Annotated in this window: 18 protein-coding genes; 4 read left to right on the top strand and 14 right to left on the bottom strand. The window is 42.8% G+C overall.

Going from position 1 to position 19,673, the window contains the following annotated elements:
* Positions 1 to 7: 7 nt before the first annotated feature.
* The 7 genes from PF327_RS05990 to PF327_RS06020 form a co-directional block, all read right to left on the bottom strand.
* Positions 8 to 1,435: an EAL domain-containing protein gene (locus PF327_RS05990; protein ID WP_289401712.1), complete on the bottom strand. Its 1,428-nt coding sequence runs from the start codon at positions 1,433 to 1,435 to the stop codon at positions 8 to 10.
* A complete protein-coding gene (gyrB, locus tag PF327_RS05995; RefSeq protein ID WP_289401713.1) occupies positions 1,435 to 3,750 on the bottom strand; it encodes a DNA topoisomerase (ATP-hydrolyzing) subunit B in 2,316 nt (771 codons plus the stop codon). Before gyrB ends, PF327_RS05990 begins: the two co-directional genes overlap by 1 nt.
* A 92-nt stretch (positions 3,751 to 3,842) precedes the next feature.
* Entirely contained in the window at positions 3,843 to 4,856 is a 1,014-nt protein-coding gene (tsaD, locus tag PF327_RS06000) for a tRNA (adenosine(37)-N6)-threonylcarbamoyltransferase complex transferase subunit TsaD (protein ID WP_289401714.1), read from the bottom strand.
* Positions 4,853 to 5,410, bottom strand: a complete 558-nt coding sequence (locus tag PF327_RS06005; protein ID WP_289401715.1) for an RBBP9/YdeN family alpha/beta hydrolase — start codon at positions 5,408 to 5,410, stop codon at positions 4,853 to 4,855. The genes tsaD and PF327_RS06005 overlap by 4 nt, the downstream gene beginning before the upstream one ends.
* The gene (gene dxr / locus PF327_RS06010) at positions 5,394 to 6,464 is read right to left on the bottom strand and encodes a 1-deoxy-D-xylulose-5-phosphate reductoisomerase (RefSeq protein WP_289401924.1); all 1,071 of its coding nucleotides are present in this window, start codon (positions 6,462 to 6,464) and stop codon (positions 5,394 to 5,396) included. Before dxr ends, PF327_RS06005 begins: the two co-directional genes overlap by 17 nt.
* Positions 6,465 to 6,476: 12 nt before the next feature.
* Positions 6,477 to 7,235 (bottom strand): phosphatidate cytidylyltransferase, encoded by a 759-nt coding sequence (locus PF327_RS06015; protein WP_289401716.1) that lies wholly within the window; start codon positions 7,233 to 7,235, stop codon positions 6,477 to 6,479.
* 58 nt (positions 7,236 to 7,293) lie between these two features.
* Entirely contained in the window at positions 7,294 to 8,637 is a 1,344-nt protein-coding gene (locus tag PF327_RS06020; protein ID WP_289401717.1) for an NFACT RNA binding domain-containing protein, read from the bottom strand.
* A 99-nt stretch (positions 8,638 to 8,736) separates the two neighbouring features.
* On the opposite strand from PF327_RS06020, the gene PF327_RS06025 reads away from it, so the two are divergent.
* Positions 8,737 to 10,017: a 3-isopropylmalate dehydratase large subunit gene (locus PF327_RS06025; RefSeq protein WP_289401718.1), complete on the top strand. Its 1,281-nt coding sequence runs from the start codon at positions 8,737 to 8,739 to the stop codon at positions 10,015 to 10,017.
* Here the strand turns inward: PF327_RS06025 and PF327_RS06030 are convergent.
* The 6 genes from PF327_RS06030 to rpsU form a co-directional block, all read right to left on the bottom strand.
* Complete coding sequence (locus tag PF327_RS06030; protein ID WP_289401719.1) at positions 10,014 to 10,745, bottom strand: succinate dehydrogenase/fumarate reductase iron-sulfur subunit; 732 nt, start codon at positions 10,743 to 10,745, stop codon at positions 10,014 to 10,016. The two genes, PF327_RS06025 and PF327_RS06030, sit on opposite strands and share 4 nt — an antisense overlap.
* Positions 10,736 to 12,340 (bottom strand): FAD-dependent oxidoreductase, encoded by a 1,605-nt coding sequence (locus PF327_RS06035; RefSeq protein ID WP_289401720.1) that lies wholly within the window; start codon positions 12,338 to 12,340, stop codon positions 10,736 to 10,738. The genes PF327_RS06030 and PF327_RS06035 overlap by 10 nt, the downstream gene beginning before the upstream one ends.
* Positions 12,337 to 13,272: a D-2-hydroxyacid dehydrogenase gene (locus PF327_RS06040; protein WP_289401721.1), complete on the bottom strand. Its 936-nt coding sequence runs from the start codon at positions 13,270 to 13,272 to the stop codon at positions 12,337 to 12,339. Before PF327_RS06040 ends, PF327_RS06035 begins: the two co-directional genes overlap by 4 nt.
* 8 nt (positions 13,273 to 13,280) lie before the next feature.
* Entirely contained in the window at positions 13,281 to 14,129 is an 849-nt protein-coding gene (locus PF327_RS06045; RefSeq protein ID WP_289401722.1) for a thioredoxin domain-containing protein, read from the bottom strand.
* 11 nt (positions 14,130 to 14,140) lie between these two features.
* Entirely contained in the window at positions 14,141 to 15,304 is a 1,164-nt protein-coding gene (gene purT / locus PF327_RS06050; protein WP_289401723.1) for a formate-dependent phosphoribosylglycinamide formyltransferase, read from the bottom strand.
* A gap of 135 nt (positions 15,305 to 15,439) precedes the next feature.
* Positions 15,440 to 15,652, bottom strand: coding sequence for a 30S ribosomal protein S21 (gene rpsU / locus PF327_RS06055; protein WP_008245774.1), 213 nt, complete (start codon positions 15,650 to 15,652; stop codon positions 15,440 to 15,442).
* Between the two features lie 132 nt (positions 15,653 to 15,784).
* Between rpsU and PF327_RS06060 the strand changes: the two genes are divergently transcribed.
* On the top strand, positions 15,785 to 17,203 hold the full coding sequence (locus PF327_RS06060; protein WP_289401725.1) for an NAD(P)H-hydrate dehydratase: 1,419 nt from the start codon (positions 15,785 to 15,787) through the stop codon (positions 17,201 to 17,203).
* Positions 17,204 to 17,257: 54 nt separating this feature from the next.
* Positions 17,258 to 17,815 (top strand): phosphoribosylglycinamide formyltransferase, encoded by a 558-nt coding sequence (purN, locus tag PF327_RS06065; protein ID WP_008245771.1) that lies wholly within the window; start codon positions 17,258 to 17,260, stop codon positions 17,813 to 17,815.
* On the opposite strand, the gene thpR is transcribed toward purN, so the two are convergent.
* A complete protein-coding gene (gene thpR, locus PF327_RS06070; RefSeq protein WP_008245769.1) occupies positions 17,812 to 18,312 on the bottom strand; it encodes an RNA 2',3'-cyclic phosphodiesterase in 501 nt (166 codons plus the stop codon). The two genes, purN and thpR, sit on opposite strands and share 4 nt — an antisense overlap.
* Before the next feature lie 176 nt (positions 18,313 to 18,488).
* On the opposite strand from thpR, the gene PF327_RS06075 reads away from it, so the two are divergent.
* Positions 18,489 to 19,622, top strand: a complete 1,134-nt coding sequence (locus PF327_RS06075; RefSeq protein WP_289401726.1) for a site-2 protease family protein — start codon at positions 18,489 to 18,491, stop codon at positions 19,620 to 19,622.
* Positions 19,623 to 19,673 lie beyond the last annotated feature (51 nt).

Raw genomic sequence — 19,673 nt, forward strand, 5'->3', positions numbered from 1 at the left:
CTTTCCTTTAGTTGTATCTATTGATAAGTGTTTCTTCATTGATGGATTTACTTACACCAAATCCTTGTATGTAGTCAATACCCAGCGCTTTGAGTTTATTTTCTTGTATCTCATTGTCGACCCATTTAGCCACCGTCTGTACGTTTAACTCTTTTGCCATATTGATCAAAGAGTGTAGCATAGCATACGTTGTTTCATCTTCTAAGTTCGTTACATAACTTCTATCAAACTGTATCATGTCAAATTTAAAATGCTTCATATACTCCATAGAAGCATTAGAGGAACCAAAGTTATCGATGCAGATCCGTATACCGTGAGATCTGAAACTTTTTAGCGTTCTAAGGTATCCGCTAAGGTCATGGTGTGTTTTGCGTTCATAGAGCTGAATAATGATACGAGATGGGTCAACCTGTTTCTCCTCTAAGTAGGCAAAAAGTTTTGCCTGAAAAGAGCTGTCTCTGAGGGAAAAGGGAGAGAGATTAAAAGTAAATGAGATCGACTCATTGACAAGAGGCAAGAGGTCTATCACGTGTGTGATCAATGTGAAGTCATACTCCCTTCCCAGCCCTAAACGGTTAATGATGGGTAAGAATATGCGCGGTAAAATATCTTTATGGGTGTCTGATTTCAGCTTGACCGATATTTCATAGGTATCTATCTTATGGTTGGATGTGTTCATAAGAGGTCTGAATGATAAAAGCAGTTTTTTCTTCTGAATTGTAGCAATCACCTCTTTTTCTATGTCTGAAAGTTCCTGCGCATCTTTGATCTTAGAGGTATCTTTCTCTTGATTGTTATCTTCAGCTTGACTTGCAAGAATATCTCGAAGTTGCAGGATCGCTTTTTTGAAGTCTCCATTTGGATTTGTGATAATCGCAAATTTTAACTCTACGTCAATATCGTTGATATGTCCATTTTCTTTTATCAGCGTTTCCAAAATCTTCTCTATATGTGTATAGTCATCATTCAGTGCGATCAAAAATTCTGAACCGCGTCCCCGGCCAATAAGCACTTTTTCCAAACCATTTTGTTTAAATATGAGGTTCAATTTTTTGGAAATGGTATAAAGAAGATTATCTATCTGGTCGCTGCTGTAATTTTCACTGAGTAAGGGAAGGTTTTCAACACTCAAGCATGCCAAAGATTTTGGTTTGTACTCTTGTAGTTTTTTGACAAATGTTTTTTTATTAAAGCCTTGTGTAGTTGCATCTAAAAAAGTCTCCTGTACACTGAGATTCATTAAAAAATAAATATAATAGATAGCAATAAAAGTAATGGCAGCAAGGAGCATGCCATCTTTCAGGCCAATGGTCAGTGTGCTTGTATGATCAAGTGTAGTGTAAAAAACAAGAAAAACAAGAATTAGTATGGGTACCCCTGCTCTAAGAGCCAGGGTAAAACGTCGTTCTCTTTCTTCTTTTTGTGAGTAGAGCATTAAACATCCAAGTGTTTTACATCTTTTGCATGGCTTTCAATGTAGTTTCTTCTAGGTTCTACTTCGTCACCCATGAAGAGTGTGAATGTATCACTGGCACTCTCATCATCTTCTATGGTCACCTGTAACAGTCTTCTGTTCTCCGGGGTCATCGTTGTTTCCCAAAGCTGTTCAGGGTTCATTTCACCCAAACCTTTATAACGCTGGATATAGGCACCTTTTTTTGCCGAGCTCTCCACCTCTGTAAAGAGTGCAAGAAGGTCTTGGTCTTCAAACTCCTCTGTGATGTGGTCTTTGATCTTTTGGTGTATATGGATCGCTTCATTGTAGTGAGGGTTTGTAAAGAGTATCTCATCTACGATGAGTTCTTCGAGTCCATCATTGGTTTGTACAAAGAGATGTATTGTATCATCAGAGATGGTTTTGTTGAGGATGTTATACCCAAGTTCGGCGATGTATGCTTCGATCGTTTTTGCAAGCTCATTATTGTCGGTCCCTATTACATCTGGGTTTTCGATCATATAACGAAGTACTTCAGGCAGTGCAAAACGTTTTTCTATCTCTTTAAGGGTCATACGGTAGTACGCAACTAGTTTGAAGAGATCCACAAGGTCTGCTTGTCCCATAGTCTCACTTTCAATCGCAGAAATACCGTTTTCTATCAGATAATCATTGAGTGCTTTCTCATCTTTTAAGTAGACCTCATTTTTACCTTTTTTATAACGGTAAAGCGGCGGCTGTGCAAGATAAAGATATCCTTTTTCAATGACCGGCTTCAAGAATCTAAAGAAAAAGGTCATAAGCAGTGTCTGAATGTGAGAACCATCGACGTCGGCATCGGTCATGATGATGATCTTGTGGTATCTTAATTTCTCTTCATCAAACTCGTCTCCGATACCGCAACCCAGTGCCGTGATCATATTTTTGATCTCGTCAGATTTGAGGATCTTCTCCAAACGTGCTTTTTCTACATTAAGGATCTTACCTTTGAGCGGCAGGATCGCCTGGAAAACCCTGTCGCGTCCCTGTTTGGCAGAACCACCGGCAGAGTCTCCCTCCACCAGGTAGATCTCAGAGATCTCAGGGTCTTTGCTTTGACAGTCTGCAAGTTTACCCGGGAGTGTCCCGATACTCATAGAGTCTTTACGTTTTACTAGGTCTTTTGCACGTTTTGCTGCATCTCTACCTCTGGCCGCAAGGAGTATTTGTCCCATGATCGCTTTTGCTTCTAAAGGTGTCTCTTCAAGGTATTTATTGAAGTGTTCAGAGAAGAATTTTTGTACCAATGGACGTACATAAGAAGAACCTAGTTTGCCTTTTGTCTGTCCCTCAAACTGTGGTTCAGGGACACGCACGGAAACGATACATATAAGACCTTCTTTACAGTCATCACCGGTGATTTTGGTGCCTTTTTCTTTTGCATTGGCATTTTTAGCGATATAGCTTGCCATAGAACGTGTAAGCCCGGCCCTAAAACCTGCTTCATGTGTCCCACCTTCAGCAGTTTTAATATTGTTTACAAAAGAGAGTGATTTTTCTGAATCCGCATCACAATACATGAGTGCGATATCTATCTCGATATCATCTGCTTTCCCTTGGAAAAACTGTGCCGTTGAAAGCGGTGTCTTCGTATTCATATCTTCAACGAACTGCTTGATACCACCTTCAAAATGATACACCTCTTTTGTCCCGTCACGTTCATCTCTAAAGTCGATCGTGATCTTTGGATTGAGGTAACAGAGTTCCTTGAAACGTTTCATCAGGATCTCTTTTTGGAAAGTGACACTATCCTTGAAGATCGTCTCATCCGGCCAGAACTCGATCTTGGTTCCGTGTTTTCTTGTACTGTCACCAGATTCTAGCGGGGCATCAGGGATACCTTTTTGGAAACTTTGTGTGTGGATCTCGCCATCTTTGAAGATCGTCATATCCAGTTTTTTGGAAAGTGCATTTACAACAGAAACACCCACACCGTGAAGTCCACCTGAAACCTTGTAGGTATCTTTATCGAATTTACCACCGGCATGAAGTACGGTCAATACGACTGTCGCTGCAGATATTTTTTCAGTTGGGTGCTCTTTGACAGGGATACCACGACCATTATCTTCAATGATAGCAGATCCCTCTTTTGTAAGTGTGACCTTGATCGTGTCACAGAAACCTGCCATCGCTTCATCGATAGAGTTGTCTACAACTTCGTATACAAGGTGATGAAGACCTTTTATCGATGTATCACCGATGTACATACCAGGTCTTTTTCTTACCGCTTCAAGTCCTTTAAGAACTTTAATATTACTAGCACCATATTCTGCCATGTTTAAACTCCATTTCGTGGGGGTATAAGTCTATATATTCTAGCTAAAACTAGCTTAGATATCTGGCTATAAAGCGGGGATTGAAGTGACAATCAAAGGAGCATGCCATTTTGTTGTTTTTTGTTGCTTACAATATCGATTTCATTGGGGTCAATAAAGAGATTTCTTTTGTAGGCTTCCAGTGCATATCTCCCTATCATAGCCGCATTGTCAGCACAATATTCAAGGGGTGCCACATGCATTGTTTTTCCAAACTCATCACAAAGATCTTGATACGCACTCCGTATATATTTATTTGCGGATGCCCCGCCTACAATGGCAAAGTCTCTGATCTTCTCTTTTGCAAAGATCTTTTTGCTTTTTTGAAGCAGGTGCAGTTTGACCGCTTTTTGAAAGGATGCAGAGAGATCCGCACGGTCCTGTTCACTCATCCCTTCACTGCCGCCAAGCTCTTCTATATGAAGTCTGACCGCATTTTTAAGCCCTGAGAGAGAAAAGGCGATGAGAGGAGAGTTGCGTAACGGTACAGGAAGGTCGAAACGGTTTTCATCTCCTTTAAGGGCAAGTGCTTCTATGAGTGGTCCTCCAGGATAGCCTAATCCCATCATCTTGGCACATTTATCAAAACTTTCACCTACAGAATCGTCCATACTCGTAGCAAGGATCTCCATATGTTCAAAACTTTCAACCCTTATGACTTGTGTATGCCCTCCTGAGATGAGAAGTACCAGCAGGGGAAGGGTAGCTTCCTTTTCTATAAAAAGTGAGTAAATATGCCCCTTAAGATGATGTACAGGGATCAGAGGTAACTCGAGTAGCGTACTTAAGGTCTTTGCCATAGCGATACCTTCAAGCAGGGTGACCCCTAGTCCTGGTTGATTGGTGACTGCAATGGCTTTGAGTTTTTCAAAGTAGGGCTGGGTCTCTTTCAGTATCTCAGGGAGTGCTACAGCATGCAGTCTGGATGCAAGTTCAGGAACCACACCACCGTAACAGGAGTGTTGTGCTTCCTGAGAGATCTTCTTATGATACAGCACTTTTTTTGTGGCTATTTCAGTGATGGCTATAGAGCTGTCATCGCAGCTTGATTCGATACTTAAGATCATGATCTGTCCAATACAAGTTTTTCTATAAGGGGCCATTTCCCATAGCCGCTGTCAGCATTGATGTGCCCTGCATTTTCAATAATATTCAAAGGGATGTCGTAGCGGCTTGCTATTATTTGGGCTTCTGCGATTTCGATGTATGGGTCATTATCCGAGATGATCATTTTTATCTCTTTTGCATAGAGCTTTGGAGGCATCTTGCAAGGGAAGAAGGTTTTGATAGTATCTACATCAGTAGTAAGACTTGGTGGTGATACCATAAAAAGTCTTTTTACCTTAGATATCTCTTGCATGAAATCCTCTTCTTCGCAGAGCCAAAACCACAGCGTATTGGCCAAAGAGTGACACACAACGGTATCAGGTTTAAACGCTTCAAGTATCTCTTTGAGTTGTTTTATCCATCTGTTCTTGCTCGGAAAGTGGCAGTTGTCAAGCAGAGGGAAAGAGACAGTGCCATAGTTTTTGGCAACAGCAGCAGCCAATTCTGCCTGCCAGTGCGGTGTATCACTCCCTCCCCAACCATGCAGGATGAGTACTTTATCGTTGTTTGACATACGCTCTTACCTCTTGATCTATTTGGATAATTTCTTCTATATTTGATGCTTTTACATCTTCAAACTGTTTATAGGCATCTAAAACCATTGTACTCATACCAAAGAAGGAACATTGATCTTTCTGAAATGCCTCTATCGCTTCTTCGTTGGCCGCATTGACCACCACACCCAGATGGGCATGTTCCAAGATATGCTCTTTGATATTCCAGATAGGGTAACGCTCCGCTTCAATGGGGAGAAACTCCAAGGCACCTATGCTGAGCAGATCTGTCGGGGGCAGGATAGGCTCTTCCACTTCTCCTCTTAGTGCGAAGGCAATAGGGAGTTTCATGTCTACACCCGCAAAATGTGCCGTGGTAGAACCGTCTGTGAATTCTGCGAGTGCATGAATGATCGATTTTTTTTCTATCAGAGCATCCACCTTTGTTGTATTAAAGAGCCATTTTGCTTCCAAAAGTTCAAACAGTTTATTGGTCATGGTAGCTGAATCGATAGTGATCTTGTTCCCCATGGACCAGTTAGGGTGTTTGAGTGCATCTGAAAAGCTTGCATCTTTCATTTTGTCCAGTTCCCAGTCTCTAAATGCACCGCCGCTTGCTGTGATATAGAGTTTAGAGACAGGACGTTCATTCATAAGGTACCATAGTCCAAAGTGCTCAGAGTCTATAGGTGTGATGAGGGACATGTCTATGAATTCTCCTGCAACCACAAGGGACTCTTTGTTTGCCAATGCTACTCTTTTACCAAGACCGGTGGCTTTAAGTGTAGGTGCAAGACCGGTATAGCCTACAAGTGCATTTACTACAGTATCACTATGAGACATCTCTATCAGTTCTAAAATACCTTGTGTACCACAGAGTACATGAGGGTGATCCACTTTTGATCTGTCTGATTCATTGGCGATCGCAACCACTTTGGGTTGGTGCTTTTTGATCTGCTCGTTCAACAGGTCAATATTGTTGCCTGCAACAAGCGCTTCTATCGCAATATTATAGCGCTCTGCAATGATGAGAGTATTGACCCCGATGGAGCCGGTCGAACCGAGTAAAACGATGCTGGACATAGATTAGAGCAAAGATCTGAGTGCGATGACCATGATGACTGCACCAAAGAGATACCCATCTATTCGGTCCAGTATACCACCATGACCCGGGAGCAAATCTCCAGAGTCTTTTACCCCCGCTTCACGTTTAAGATAAGACTCGAAAAGATCTCCAAACACTGAAGCCACAGAAGTCAAAAGCGTTACAATGATCGCGATCCACCACTCAACGACAAAAAGTCCGGTAAAACTACCTGCAAGAGTTGCGATGATAATACCGCCAAACACACCTTCTAGGGTTTTATTTGGGGAGGTATCTGAAAATTTTGTTTTCCCTATGGTTTTACCTGTAAAAAATGCACCGACATCCGTGAGTGCGACAGTGACAAGAAGCCAGAACATAGATGCGATACCAAAATCCTGGTAGAGGATCAAAAAGAAGAGTATTCCGCTGACCGGGTAAAGGAAAGGAAGGAGCAACCTCTTGTCAAAATTATGGAAATAGGCAAGAGAAGAAGCAAATATAACGGCCATAAAGAAGAAGAGATCATCCGGATTAGGGTAGAAATAGGCAACGAACCATAAGAGTGCAGCCCATACATACATAGAGGGACCGGTCAGTTTGAAAAGTTTCATCGCTTCATAAAAGGCGAACATGTAGATAGTACCCAAAAAAGCCCACATCACAAAAAAGTTATCTACCCAACCGATAAATCCAACAAGTGCCAATAGTCCAATACCCGTAAGCCATCGTTCTTGATACTCTGTAAATAGTTTTGTCATGACGCTTCCCTCGTTTTTGAAATGAAGAATATTATAGCATGCTTTGGATTAGAAGGTACTAGACTCTGATCTCCACACCCTCTTTGGTGACAGAAATCGTATCGTATTTGTTGTAAAGAACATTGGAGCCTTCTTGTACTTTGACAAATTTACGCTTGGTGTAATCGACTTCGTAATCTCCGGGATTTTTCACAGAAAAATCTACACAGAGCTTTGCGGCAGCTTTGAGTACGGAGTCGGGCAGGTTTTGTTTATCGGTTCTGATGATGACATGGCTTGATGGCACATCACGTATATGCATCCACAGGTCGTTGGCTTTGGCCATTTCCAGAAGCTTTTGGTTTTCGTTACTGTTTCGTCCTACAAGGACTTTATAGTCTTCTATCCAGAAGAGTTCTCCCTCTTTCAGACGCTCTTTTTTACGTTGAGACTTACCGCGTTTGGGGACAAGAAGTTCAAGTTCATACGGATCATTGGCTTGTTCAAGAGCATAATAGATATTTTCATAGAACGTTTTTTTGCTTTCCAGGTTCTCTTTTTCTATATGTACATTCTTGGCTTTGTTTTTAGCCCTTTTGGAGAGGTTGAAAAAGTAGTCACTCATGCGGTTTACCTTCGTATCTTTAGGCAGTTTTATGGTAATCTCATTGCCTTCAAAATCATAGGTTTGAAGCTTCGTGTCATAGGGCTTGATCTGATAGAGATTGGCCAGGATGAGGTTGGCATACTCTTTGTATTTCTGCGCTTCTTCATTCAATTGTGTTTCATCGGGAAGTTTTTTCAAAAGTTGGCTGAGTTTTTGAATCTTTTTATCCGTAAGAGAGAGTTTTTGTTTTTTGAGCTCTGAAAGTTTTTTAGACTGTATCTGAAGATATTGTTCTTCAAGGTAGGCATCAATATCTGGGATCTCTTTGCTCTCTTCTGTACGTCTAAATGGAGGAATAGGAAGAAGTTCTATGCCTGGACGTATGACACGAAACGAGCTGTCCGCATCAATATGTCTGAGTGCTTCTATGATGACTTCATTGTCATCGATGAGTATGGCATTGGTATTTTTACCTGTAAATTCCAATTGGAGGTGGATGATCTTGTCTTTATAAGAACTTTTAGGCGCGAGTGTCAAACGAAGGATACGATCTTCATTTGGTACATCCACTGAGATGATCCTGCTTGCAGACAAGAGTGTATGAAGCAAGGTGTCAAAAGGTGCATTATAGCCTTGGATCGGTCTTTGTGACGGGGCTTTGTAGATGAAACTGTGCCCTCGTGTCATGTTGAAAAAGTAACTGTCGGATTTGTCAAATACCAACTCTAAAGTATTATCTTCAACACGTCTGGCACGACTGATAAACGAGAAGTCATTCAGACGTTTGGCGATGGCTTTGAGTTCGTATAATTTCATTTGAGTCTTTCTTCATAATTGTTGTGAAATTCTAGCATAATTTTTTTTCGCTATAATTCGCGTAATATTATATACATTATGTAGAACTAAGGACAACCTATGGGACAAACTATGACAGAAAAGATCTTCTCGGAGCATGCCGGGCGTGAAGTGCATGCAGGAGAGATCGTTAGAGTAGATATCGATATGATCATCGGAAATGACATTACGACACCTATCTCTATTAGAGCATTTGAAGAGTCAGGTGCTGAGAAATTGGCAAGACCTGACAACTTTTGTATCGTAATGGATCACTACATTCCGGCAAAAGATATTGCTTCAGCAAACCAGGCAAAGATCTCTAGGGATTTTGCCTATAAGCATGATATGAAATACTTTTTTGATGAAAAAGATATGGGTATCGAGCATGCGCTACTCCCGGAAAAAGGATTGGTGGTTCCTGGTGATGTGATTATCGGTGCAGACAGCCACACTTGTACCCATGGTGCACTGGGTGCATTTTCAACGGGTATGGGGAGTACAGACCTTTCATTCGGAATGATCACAGGAGGTAACTGGTTTAAAGTACCTGAAACCATCAAAGTCGAGTTGACAGGTATACCAGGTGAGCATATCTACGGTAAAGATATCATCTTGGAACTGATCCGTCAGATAGGCGTGGATGGTGCCTTATACAAAGCGATCGAATTTACTGGTGAGGCGATCCAGCATCTTGGTATGGCTGACAGATTTTCTATTGCGAATATGGTGATCGAGGCGGGAGCTAAAAATGGTATCTTTGCGGTGGATGATATCACTTTGGCATATCTTGAAGAGCGAAAAGAGATCAACGGTGGGTTAAGAGCTGAACCTAAGATCCATGTAGCGGATCCAGATGCCAACTACTGTCAAGTGATCACGATAGATACAGCAGCACTTTCTCCGGTGATCGCGTATCCTTTCTTGCCATCAAACGGTAAGCCTGTAGAACAAGCGGTTGCAGATGACCTCAAAGTAGACCAGGTAATGATCGGGTCTTGTACGAACGGACGTATCGAAGACCTGCGTATCGCAGCGGAGATCATGAAAGGCAAAAGAGTGGCAAAGCATACACGTATGATCGTAACGCCAGCTACGCAAAAGATATTGCTTCAAGCACAGCATGAAGGTTTGATGGATATTCTGATCGAAGCAGGTGCCGTAGTCTCTAACCCTACTTGTGGTGCATGTCTGGGTGGATATATGGGTATTTTGGGTGATGGTGAGCGTTGTGTCGCTACAACCAACCGTAACTTCGTAGGTCGTATGGGTGCCAGAACCTCTGAGATCTACTTGGCGAACTCAGCTGTGGCAGCGGCATCAGCAATAGCTGGGAAGATCGTGGATCCTAGAGACCTCTAAAATCCGGCATTGGGGTCAAACCCAAATCCTCCGCCGCCAAAATCCGGCGTGCCAAAACTCTGTGTTGCAAACGAGGGATCTTGATATCCCTCTTGTACAGAGAGTCCTCTTAACATCGTGATGTCCATTTTGGGGTCTATCCCTTTAGGGCACACAGCGGTACACTCACCGCATAGGGTACAATCCCACACACCATTACTCTGAATGTTATCGATGATGCTTTTTGCTTTACTTTCACGTTTGTCTGTACTGTAACGATAGGCACGAGTCAACGCAAAAGGGCCAAGGAAGTCAGGGTTTACTGCATAGACAGGACAGGCGGAATAGCATGAGTCACAAAGTATGCAGTCTGTTTGTCTTTCAGAGAGTTTTTCATCGCTGTGTGTCAGCGAGGCCTCCTGTGCACTATGCATCCATGCGGTACTTTTTTGAAGTGTCTCTTTGGCTTTGTGTTTATCTACTTTGAGGTCACGCAGTACAGGGTGGTACTGTAGCGGCTCAATAATATCTTCTGGTTTTACTTTATAGGCACAGGCAAGTACTTCTCTTCCATTCACACGTACGGCACATGTACCGCAAACCGAAGCACGGCATCCTGCAGAAAAAGTAAGTGAGGCATCCTGTGTCTCTTTGATATAGCTCAGGGCATTTAGAAGAGGAATCTCTCCTTCAGGAAGGGTGTAGGATTTATGGGTACCTGTTTCACTTCGAAAGATCTTTATTTGCATGTTTCTTCCTTTCCTAAGTGGTATATACTGTGTTTTTTCAGTGCTTCATTCTCACTTTCAAATCCGATTTTGAAGTGTGCCCCTCGGCTTTCATCCCTTTCAATAGCCGAAGTGATGATAGCAGGTGCTAAAAGCAGGGCATTTTTAAATTCCAAAAATTCTATGAGGTTCTGGTTGTTCGCAGGGCTTTTGTCTGCGATCCCCATCTCTTTTTGACTCTCTTGCATTGCAGTGACTTCAGCAAAAGCTTCATGGAGATGGTCATTGTCCCTAACGATACCGACCTTATGATAAAAAAGATTCCCCAGTCTCTCTCGGTAAGGGTAAAAATTGACAGCTTCTGCCTGTGACAAGAGTGTTTCTATCTCTTGGGCATCTTTCTGTCGTTGGGTATCATCTGCAGGAGTATCGCTTACATCAAGGGTATATTTGCAAGCATTGGTTCCTGCCAGTTTTCCTAAAGCGGTGATCTCAAGCAGTGAGTTCCCCCCAAGACGGTTGGCACCATGTACTTTGGCATTGGAACATTCACCTACGGCGAAACACCCTTTGATGCCATTGACCTCCAACATACTGTCTACCTCTATCCCGCCCATCGTGTAGTGCGCGACAGGTTTGATGGGGATGAGCGCTTTTGCAGGGTCCACATGTTCATGCAATTTACAGAGCTCTACCTCTTGTGGGAGTAGCTCCATGAGTTTTTCCTCTCCCAGGTGACGTACATCCAAAAAGACCCGCTGTCCCTCTTGGATCTGGCTAAAGATGGCACGGGCGACTTCATCACGTGGTTTGAGCTCATCTACAAAACGCTCACCCTTCTCATTGACAAGATACCCGCCTTCCCCTCTGGCAGATTCAGAGACTAAAATGGAGGAGTGTTTGAGTGCCGTGGGATGGAATTGGATGAATTCCATGTCAGAGACTGCTCCGCCTGCACGCAGTACTGCAGCTATACCGTCTCCTGTAGAGCCATAGGCGTTGGTCGTAAACCCATGATAGAGGGCACCATATCCTCCTGTGGCGATCACAATAGATTTTGCATTGATCTGCTTGACCTCACCTGTACGTATCTCTAAAAAGGTGGCACCTTTGACTCTCCCTTCTTCTGTGATAAGATTGAGAAGATAGTGCTCATCCAAAAAGTTAATCTCTTCTTTCAAACAGGTGTCATACAATGTATGGAGTATTTTCAGCCCGGTATAGTCTTGGGCATAACAGGCACGTTTTGCCGATGCCCCACCCATTTGACGTTGGGCTATGGTTTGGGTACCGGTCTCTCCGTTGTCCAGCCTTGAAAAAGGCACACCCAAACGCTCTAACCATGCGATGGTCCCAGGAGCCTCTTCGCACATTTGTTTTACCATGGCTTCATCACAAAGTCCCTTTGCTGATTTGATGGTATCTGCAATATGAGAACGTATATGGTCTTCACCGACATTGCCAAGGGCAGCGTTCATGCCTCCCTGTGCCATAGAGGTTTGTGAATTGGTTGGATAGGCTTTACCTGCTACGGTGACAGAAGCCCCGGCATTTTTTGCTGAAAGTGCCGCTGTAAGACCCGCACCACCCGAACCGATGATCAGTACATCTATCATATGCGCTCCATAAATCTTTGAATATTCTCTACAATACCTTCAAGAAGCTTTTTTCTCGCTTCGATACTTGCCCAAGCCATATGCGGCGTGATCAGGAGCCTTTCTTTATGTTTGACTTCATTGAGGCTATTGTCGAGTGTAAGGGGTTCTTTTTCAAGCACGTCCAGACCGGCATAGAGTATGCGTCTGTCCAGTTCAAAGGCCAGATCTCTTTCATTGACGATGCCTCCCCGTCCGAGATTTAAAAGAATAGCACCTTCTTTGATCAAAGAGAGGTTGTTCTCATTGATGAGGTTATAGGTAGCATCATTGAGCGGCGCATGAATAGAGATAATGTCACACGCTTTGAGCAGTTCTTCTAAACTCTGATTCTGGTAAGCATGTTGAAGGTTTTTCCCGCTGGTAGAGTGGTAGCTTACTTCGGCTCCGAATGCTGTTGCGACCTTGGCAACCTCTTGGCCTATGGTTCCAAAACCGATGATCCCCCATTTTTTTCCTGATATTTCATAAAAAGGCTGACTGACATCCGTAAAAAGCCCTGATGCACTCCATGAACCATCTTTTACCACACTGTCATAATATGCCATTTTTTCAAGGAGATAGAGTGCCATCGCAAAGGTATGTTGTACCACACTCTTGGTTGAATACCCTGCAACATTTTTGACCTCTATACCTTTGGCTTTGGCAGCATCCAGGTCTACATTATTCATCCCTGTAGCAGCGATGCAAATGAGTTTCAGAGTAGGTGTTGCTTGCATCATATCCGCAGAGATGATCACTTTATTGGTGATGATGATGTCTGCATTCTGGATGCGTTCAAGTGTCTCTTCTTTAGAAGTGGTTTGGTAGACGGTCAGTGTTCCAAAAGATTCCAGGGCAGTGATGTCCAGGTCACTACCTAATGTTTTAGCGTCTAGTAATACGATATTCATCTATTGCCTTAGTGTTGAAGTATGGGTGTAGTATTATCATCTGCACAGGAAGGAGTTTCTGTGATAGTCAGTGCACAGCCTGCATCTCCTCCTGCAGCTAAAAAATCTGAAGAGAGCCCTAAAGTACTGTTTTGTACCGGCATGGGATTAACTTCTTCTTTATTTTTTGCATCAAAATGTGCAATGATCTTTTGATCACCCTTTAAAATGGTCATGTTTGAGGACTCTTTGATAATGAGTACGGGTATAGTGCTGATATCCACAAATTTTAAAAATCCTCTGGCATTGATCTCTTTTGCAGAGATAGGTGTATAGGCTATATGATGCTCCGAAAAATACGTTTTTATCTTTTTGCAGTGGCTGCATGTCGCTGACTGTATGAGATAGAGACCAGGGGCAGTCACAAAAGATCGATTTTGGGGAATGGTCAGGGTATTCAATCCGATAAAAATGAAAAGCACGGTAGCCAGAACTACAGCAAAATGCTTTACTTGACTGAAGAGTGCAATGACAAGCAGAGAGGAGAAGACACTCAGACAGAAGAGACAGGGTTCAGGGTTGGCAATGAACTGGTAGCTAATGATAGTTGTTTCAAAGGCTATACCAGAGTAAAGCAGAACGAAAAAGAGTGTTTCAAAAAAACTGCTTTTGAGTGAACGGTAGCCTGTGATGATCAAAGAGAGTACGCCGGCCAAACCAAAATAATTGAGATAAATATGGTCAAATCTAAGGAGTTCTCCCGCGAGTGCACAACCTACTTCTCCGCAAAGCGAGGTATGTTGTAACCTGAGATATGTCTCAATACCGATATAGACAAAGAGCAGAAAGGGTAAAAAAACCCTGGCAAAAAAATACATCAGTGCTCCTCTTAGTGATCTGAAATATTCTCTACGATCTGCGTGGCTCTTCTTTTGGCCTCTTCTACTTCATCCAGTACAAGACTGACTGCCATACGACGGCCTACGTGGGATTCCGGCTTTCCAAAGACCCTTACAAAACTGTCTTTTGTAAAGGCAGTGTCCGGGACTTCAAGTGTAGGGTTATGGCTTTCATTTTTGGCTTTGTATGCCCCACAGGCACCTGAACCATAGAAGGTAAAGTCAAGAGGCAGTCCAAGTACTGCTCTTACATGCAGGGCAAACTCACTTTGGCTTTGTGTCACGAGTGTGACCATCCCTGTATCATGGGGACGAGGGCTTAGTTCAGAGAAGTAGACTTCATCATCTTTCACGAAGAATTCCACACCGAAGATACCACGGCCACCTAGACCGTCAGTGACAGATTTTGCGATCTCTTGTGCTTTTGTAAGCGATGCCGGGGTCATTTGCATCGGCTGCCATGAGAGGATGAAATCCCCATCTTTTTGCACATGCCCGATAGGCTCACAGAATGTCGTTCCTGTTTCGTTACGTACGGTTAAAAGGGTGATCTCGTAGTCAAAAGGTATGAACTCTTCTACGATCAGTTCAGAGGCATCTCCACGTGCCTCTTTTGCCATCTCCCATGATCTTTCTATGTCATTCGCTGTTCTTGCGATACTTTGACCATGGCCTGATGAACTCATCACAGGCTTGATGACACAAGGGAAACCTATACGCTCACCTGCTTCTTTAAGCCCTTCAAGCGTGGTCACAAACTCATATTTGCTTGTTTTTAATCCCAGTTCTTCTGCTGCAAAAACACGGATGTTCTTACGGTTCATTGTTTTATTGACCGCTTCGGCATTTGGGATTACATGAAAACCTCTGGTTTCTGCTTCAAAAAGGGCTGCAATGCTGATCGCTTCTACTTCAGGTAAGATAAAAGAGGGCTGCTCTTTTTCTATGAGTGCCAGTACGGCTTCCTTGTCCTGCATGTCTATGGCATAAGAGCGGTTAGCTACAAGGTGTGCAGGGGCATTTTCATATTTATCGACTGCGATGACCTCTATCCCAAGTCGTTGTGCTTCAATAGCAACTTCTTTACCAAGTTCACCCGAACCCAGGAGCATGATCTTAATAGCGTCTTTTTGTAATGTGGTCGTAAATGTCATGAGAAAACCTTCGTAAAAATATGAAATTATTTTAGCGAAAAGTTAAATAAGGTGTAATGAGTTAAAGGAAATTTGTGGTGGTTTGAGTAAAAAAGTGAGGTGAGTCGCAGGGCAGATGCCCTACAGCTGTAAAAATTACAGTCTAGACTCGTATCTTCTAAGCATGAAGAGTTTTTTAAGGATTTTCTTGCGAGTTGCAATCTTCTCTTTTTTTCTCTTTTCAGTCTCAGTTTCGTGGTTTTGTCTAGCTCTCGCTTCTGTCACGATAAGGTTTCTGTCGCATTGTCTTTTGAATTTTCTGTAAGCATCATCAAAAGAATCACGTTGTGATAGCATAATTCCTGGCATCGAAAGGCACCCCCTTCCTTATCAAAATTTCCTGGTTCTGGACCAAGATAGATAAATTATGATGGGATTATATCGAGTTAGTATTAATTTGTGATAAAATGGGAGGAGTAGTAAGCAGTCGAAGGAGCCAAGATGCAAAAAGTATTTGAAAATTGTTATGCCTTAGATGAAAGATGTTATGAAAGCTATGGGCTGAGTGAAGATATACTGATGGAGCATGCAGCTGCGGGTATGGCTGATTATATCCGTAAACATTTTCCCAAAGGCACGTCTGTATTGATCGTGGCAGGTACTGGGAACAATGGGGCAGACGGTATCGCATTGGGGCGTCAGCTTCACGGAGATTACGAGATTAAACTACATATCCCTTTTACTTTACATTCGGAAATGGCAAAAAGACAGTTTGAACGTGCCAGGCTTTTAGGCCTAAAAACTGTCGATGAGGTAAGCCAGACGGATATAGTGGTGGATGCTCTTTTTGGTGCAGGTCTCAATAGGAATATAGATGAGGCTACAGAACATCTACTGCATCAGCTTAATGCGATGAAAGCATATAAGATAGCCTGTGATATCCCTACAGGGGTCGGAGTGAAAGGTACACTTATGCCTATGGCATTTCATGCAGATGTGACCTTGACCATGGGAGCCTATAAAGAAGCATTGTTTTTAGATGCCTGTAAAGATGTAGTAGGAGAACTTTTACGTGTTGATCTTGGCGTGAGTTCACTGTTTTATGAAGGAGAGAGTCACACTTGTCTACTCGAGAGGTGTGATCTAAAACTTCCCAGCAGAAGAGAACAGTCCACGCATAAAGGCAGTTTCGGACATGCAGCTGTATTTTGTGGAGAAAAAGAGGGGGCGGGTATCATCTCTGGGATGGCTGCAGCTACATTCGGTGCAGGGCTTACGACACTGGTAGTACATGAAAAGATCACACCGCCTCCTTATCTGATGCACTCAACGGTCGTTCCTGACAATGCATCGGCCATGGCCATAGGTATGGGACTGGGATGTCACTTTGAGAGTGAATTTTTACAGAAGTATGTGGTAAAGAGCCACTTGCCTATTGTATTGGATGCAGACAGTTTCTATAATGAAGAGATCCTGGCTGTTTTGGAGCAGAAGGACAGGGAGATCGTTATCACCCCGCATCCCAAAGAGTTTGTCGTACTATGGAAGGTATTGACAGGGGAGCAGTTAACGGTGACACAGGTACAAGAGAAACGTTTTGAGATGGTACGAAAGTTCAATGACAGGTATCCGCATATTACGATCCTGCTTAAAGGAGCAAATACCCTTATCATGCAGGAAGAGAGACTTTACATTAACCCTTTAGGATGTTCTAAACTCAGTAAAGGAGGCAGTGGAGATGTACTTTCCGGTCTCATCGTTGCACTACTTGCACAGGGCTATACGGCCATTGATGCGGCCATTCAAGCCTCTTTGGCTTTAGTGATCGCTGCACATCAGTATGAGGGGGCTTCTTATGCAATGCTGCCTACAGACCTGGTAGAGGAGATAGGCAGGTTAGAGTATACAGTTAAGGGCTAAAACGCTACAATGCGACGATAATAAGCATGACACACCAAGGCAGGGAATCATTGAATGGCAAATGGTAAAAAAATAGCTGTACTTTTTAGCGGTAAAGGAAGCAACTTCGCGTATATCGTCAAGACTTTACATCACAAAGGATTTGAAGTTGTCGTTGCCTTGACAAATAATCCGAATGCTGAAGGTATACACATTGCAAAAGAGGCATCTATCCCTCTTGAGATCATAGATTCAAAAGCCTATGAGAGCAGGGAAGATTTTGATGCTGCAGTGGTAGAGTGCCTACACAAGTACAACCCCGACCTTACTGTACTTGCAGGTTTTATGCGTATCTTGACACCTACCTTTACAGAGCATATCAAAAGTATCAACTTGCACCCCTCTCTGCTCCCAAGACACAAAGGGCTTAATGCTATAGAGAAGAGTTATAAAGATGAACATACCCATGGTGGAGCATCTGTGCATTATGTCACTTCTGAACTTGATGGAGGAGAGGTGATCTTACAAAAAGAGGTTGCTAAAGAGGGCTTGAGTTTTGAAGCTTATGATAAAAAGATACGGAGTATTGAAAAAGAGGCATTGGTGGAAGCCATTCAAAAGGTGCTGGGTTAAGTTTTTTTAACGGTATATCTGCAGCTGTAGTGTGCACCCTCTGAAGAGAGGTTACTCTCATAAAGGTGTATTTCAGGGAGTATCACTCCTAAAGATCTTTCACGATAGGTTTTGAGTTTCTCTTTGTAGGCTTTGTAATCATGTATGGCTTTGATGCGGCAAAGCGTAATATGTGGTTTGAAACGGTAAAGATCAAAGCCTGAATCTCTAAACTCTCTTGCTTTGTCGTACAATGCCGTCTCTTCAGATTTAGCAAAAAAGATTTTTGGCGGCCGTCCGAAATATCCTAACGCTTTGATACTGGTATGATCTTTCATGGGGGATACATCTTGAAGTCTGTCAATGATGGGATTTACTTCTTTCACATCCCCTAGAAAGACCCAAGTCAGATGCAGATTTTGCTCTTCTACCCATTTCCCTTCGATAATATCTTTAAACTCATTTTGTATGGAAGCATAGTCATCCATGATAACAGGTGAACCGATGAAGAATCTCATTTGGATTGCCTTTCTTAACTAATGAAGTATCATATATTGACATACTTTACTAACTTTTTTCTTTAGATCTGAGATGATTTGTTCAAGGAATGGGTTGAATGGGAAAATAAAAAGCCAAGGGTGTAAAAAACCGCTATAATTAAAAGTTCACCCTATCAAAGTTGTAAAGGACTGGCATGTTAAAAAGAAAAATGGCGTTATTTAAACTGCTTGGATTTACAGTCTCGCTAGATGTGAGCTGGGGTATTATCCTTTTTTTGGTGGTATGGTCTCTTTCCAAGGGGTTCTTCCCGAGTTATTTCCCGGGACTTGGCATACAAACCTACTGGGTGATGGGAGTCATCGGAGCCATAGGGCTTTTTGTTTCCATCATCATCCATGAATTCTCACACGCATTGATCGCCCGTAAATATGGTATGAAGATCAAAGGTATTACACTCTTTATCTTTGGAGGTGTGGCTGAGATGCAGGATGAGCCCAGCACGCCTAAAAGTGAATTTTTTATGGCGATCGCAGGGCCGATAGCCAGTTTTACACTCTCTATACTCTTTGGCGGGCTAGCACAAGCCGCAGAGAACATGAAGTTTTCGGTACCCATGATAGCGCTTTTGGGCTATTTGAGTACGATCAATCTCTTGATCGCTATTTTCAATCTGATACCTGCATTTCCAACCGATGGAGGACGGGTGCTTCGTTCATTGTTATGGTGGATGAAGGGGGATATCCATTGGGCAACACAGCTTGCTTCACGTATCAGTCTGATGTTTGCCGTTGTTATTATCTTTATGGGCTTTATGCATATGATGGGAGATAACACTATAGGAGGCTTATGGTGGATACTGATCGGAGCTTTTCTCTTCTTCGCTGCGAATGCTTCGTATCAGAGATTATTGATCAGGGAGTCATTTTCAGGAAAAACCGTACGTCATTTTATGAACCCCTCCCCGGTAAGTGTGCCTTTTGATATCACACTGCAAGCGTTTGTTGAGAAGTATCTCTATCGCTATCACTATAAAATGTTCCCTGTGGTCAAAGAGAGCAAGATCTTTGGAATCATCACAGTTCAGATGCTAAAACAGCATACTCATGAAGAGTGGAAACATCTTTTTGTAGGACAGGTCATGGAAGAACCCAATCCCTCCAATACGATCGCATCGTATACGCCTATCGAGGATGCCCTGAATAGAATGAATGAAAGTGGAACTATCCGTCTACTAGTTGTTGAACATAACAAAATAGTTGGTATTATTACGCTCAAAGACCTGCTTGAGTATATCGCACTGAAAATGGAGCTGGAAACCATCCCCTAGCAATGCCTGTTTTATAGACACATAGGATTTGCAGGAATATAAAGAAATTTG

The sequence above is a fragment of the Sulfurovum xiamenensis genome, assembly GCF_030347995.1.
GTDB lineage: Bacteria > Campylobacterota > Campylobacteria > Campylobacterales > Sulfurovaceae > Sulfurovum > Sulfurovum xiamenensis.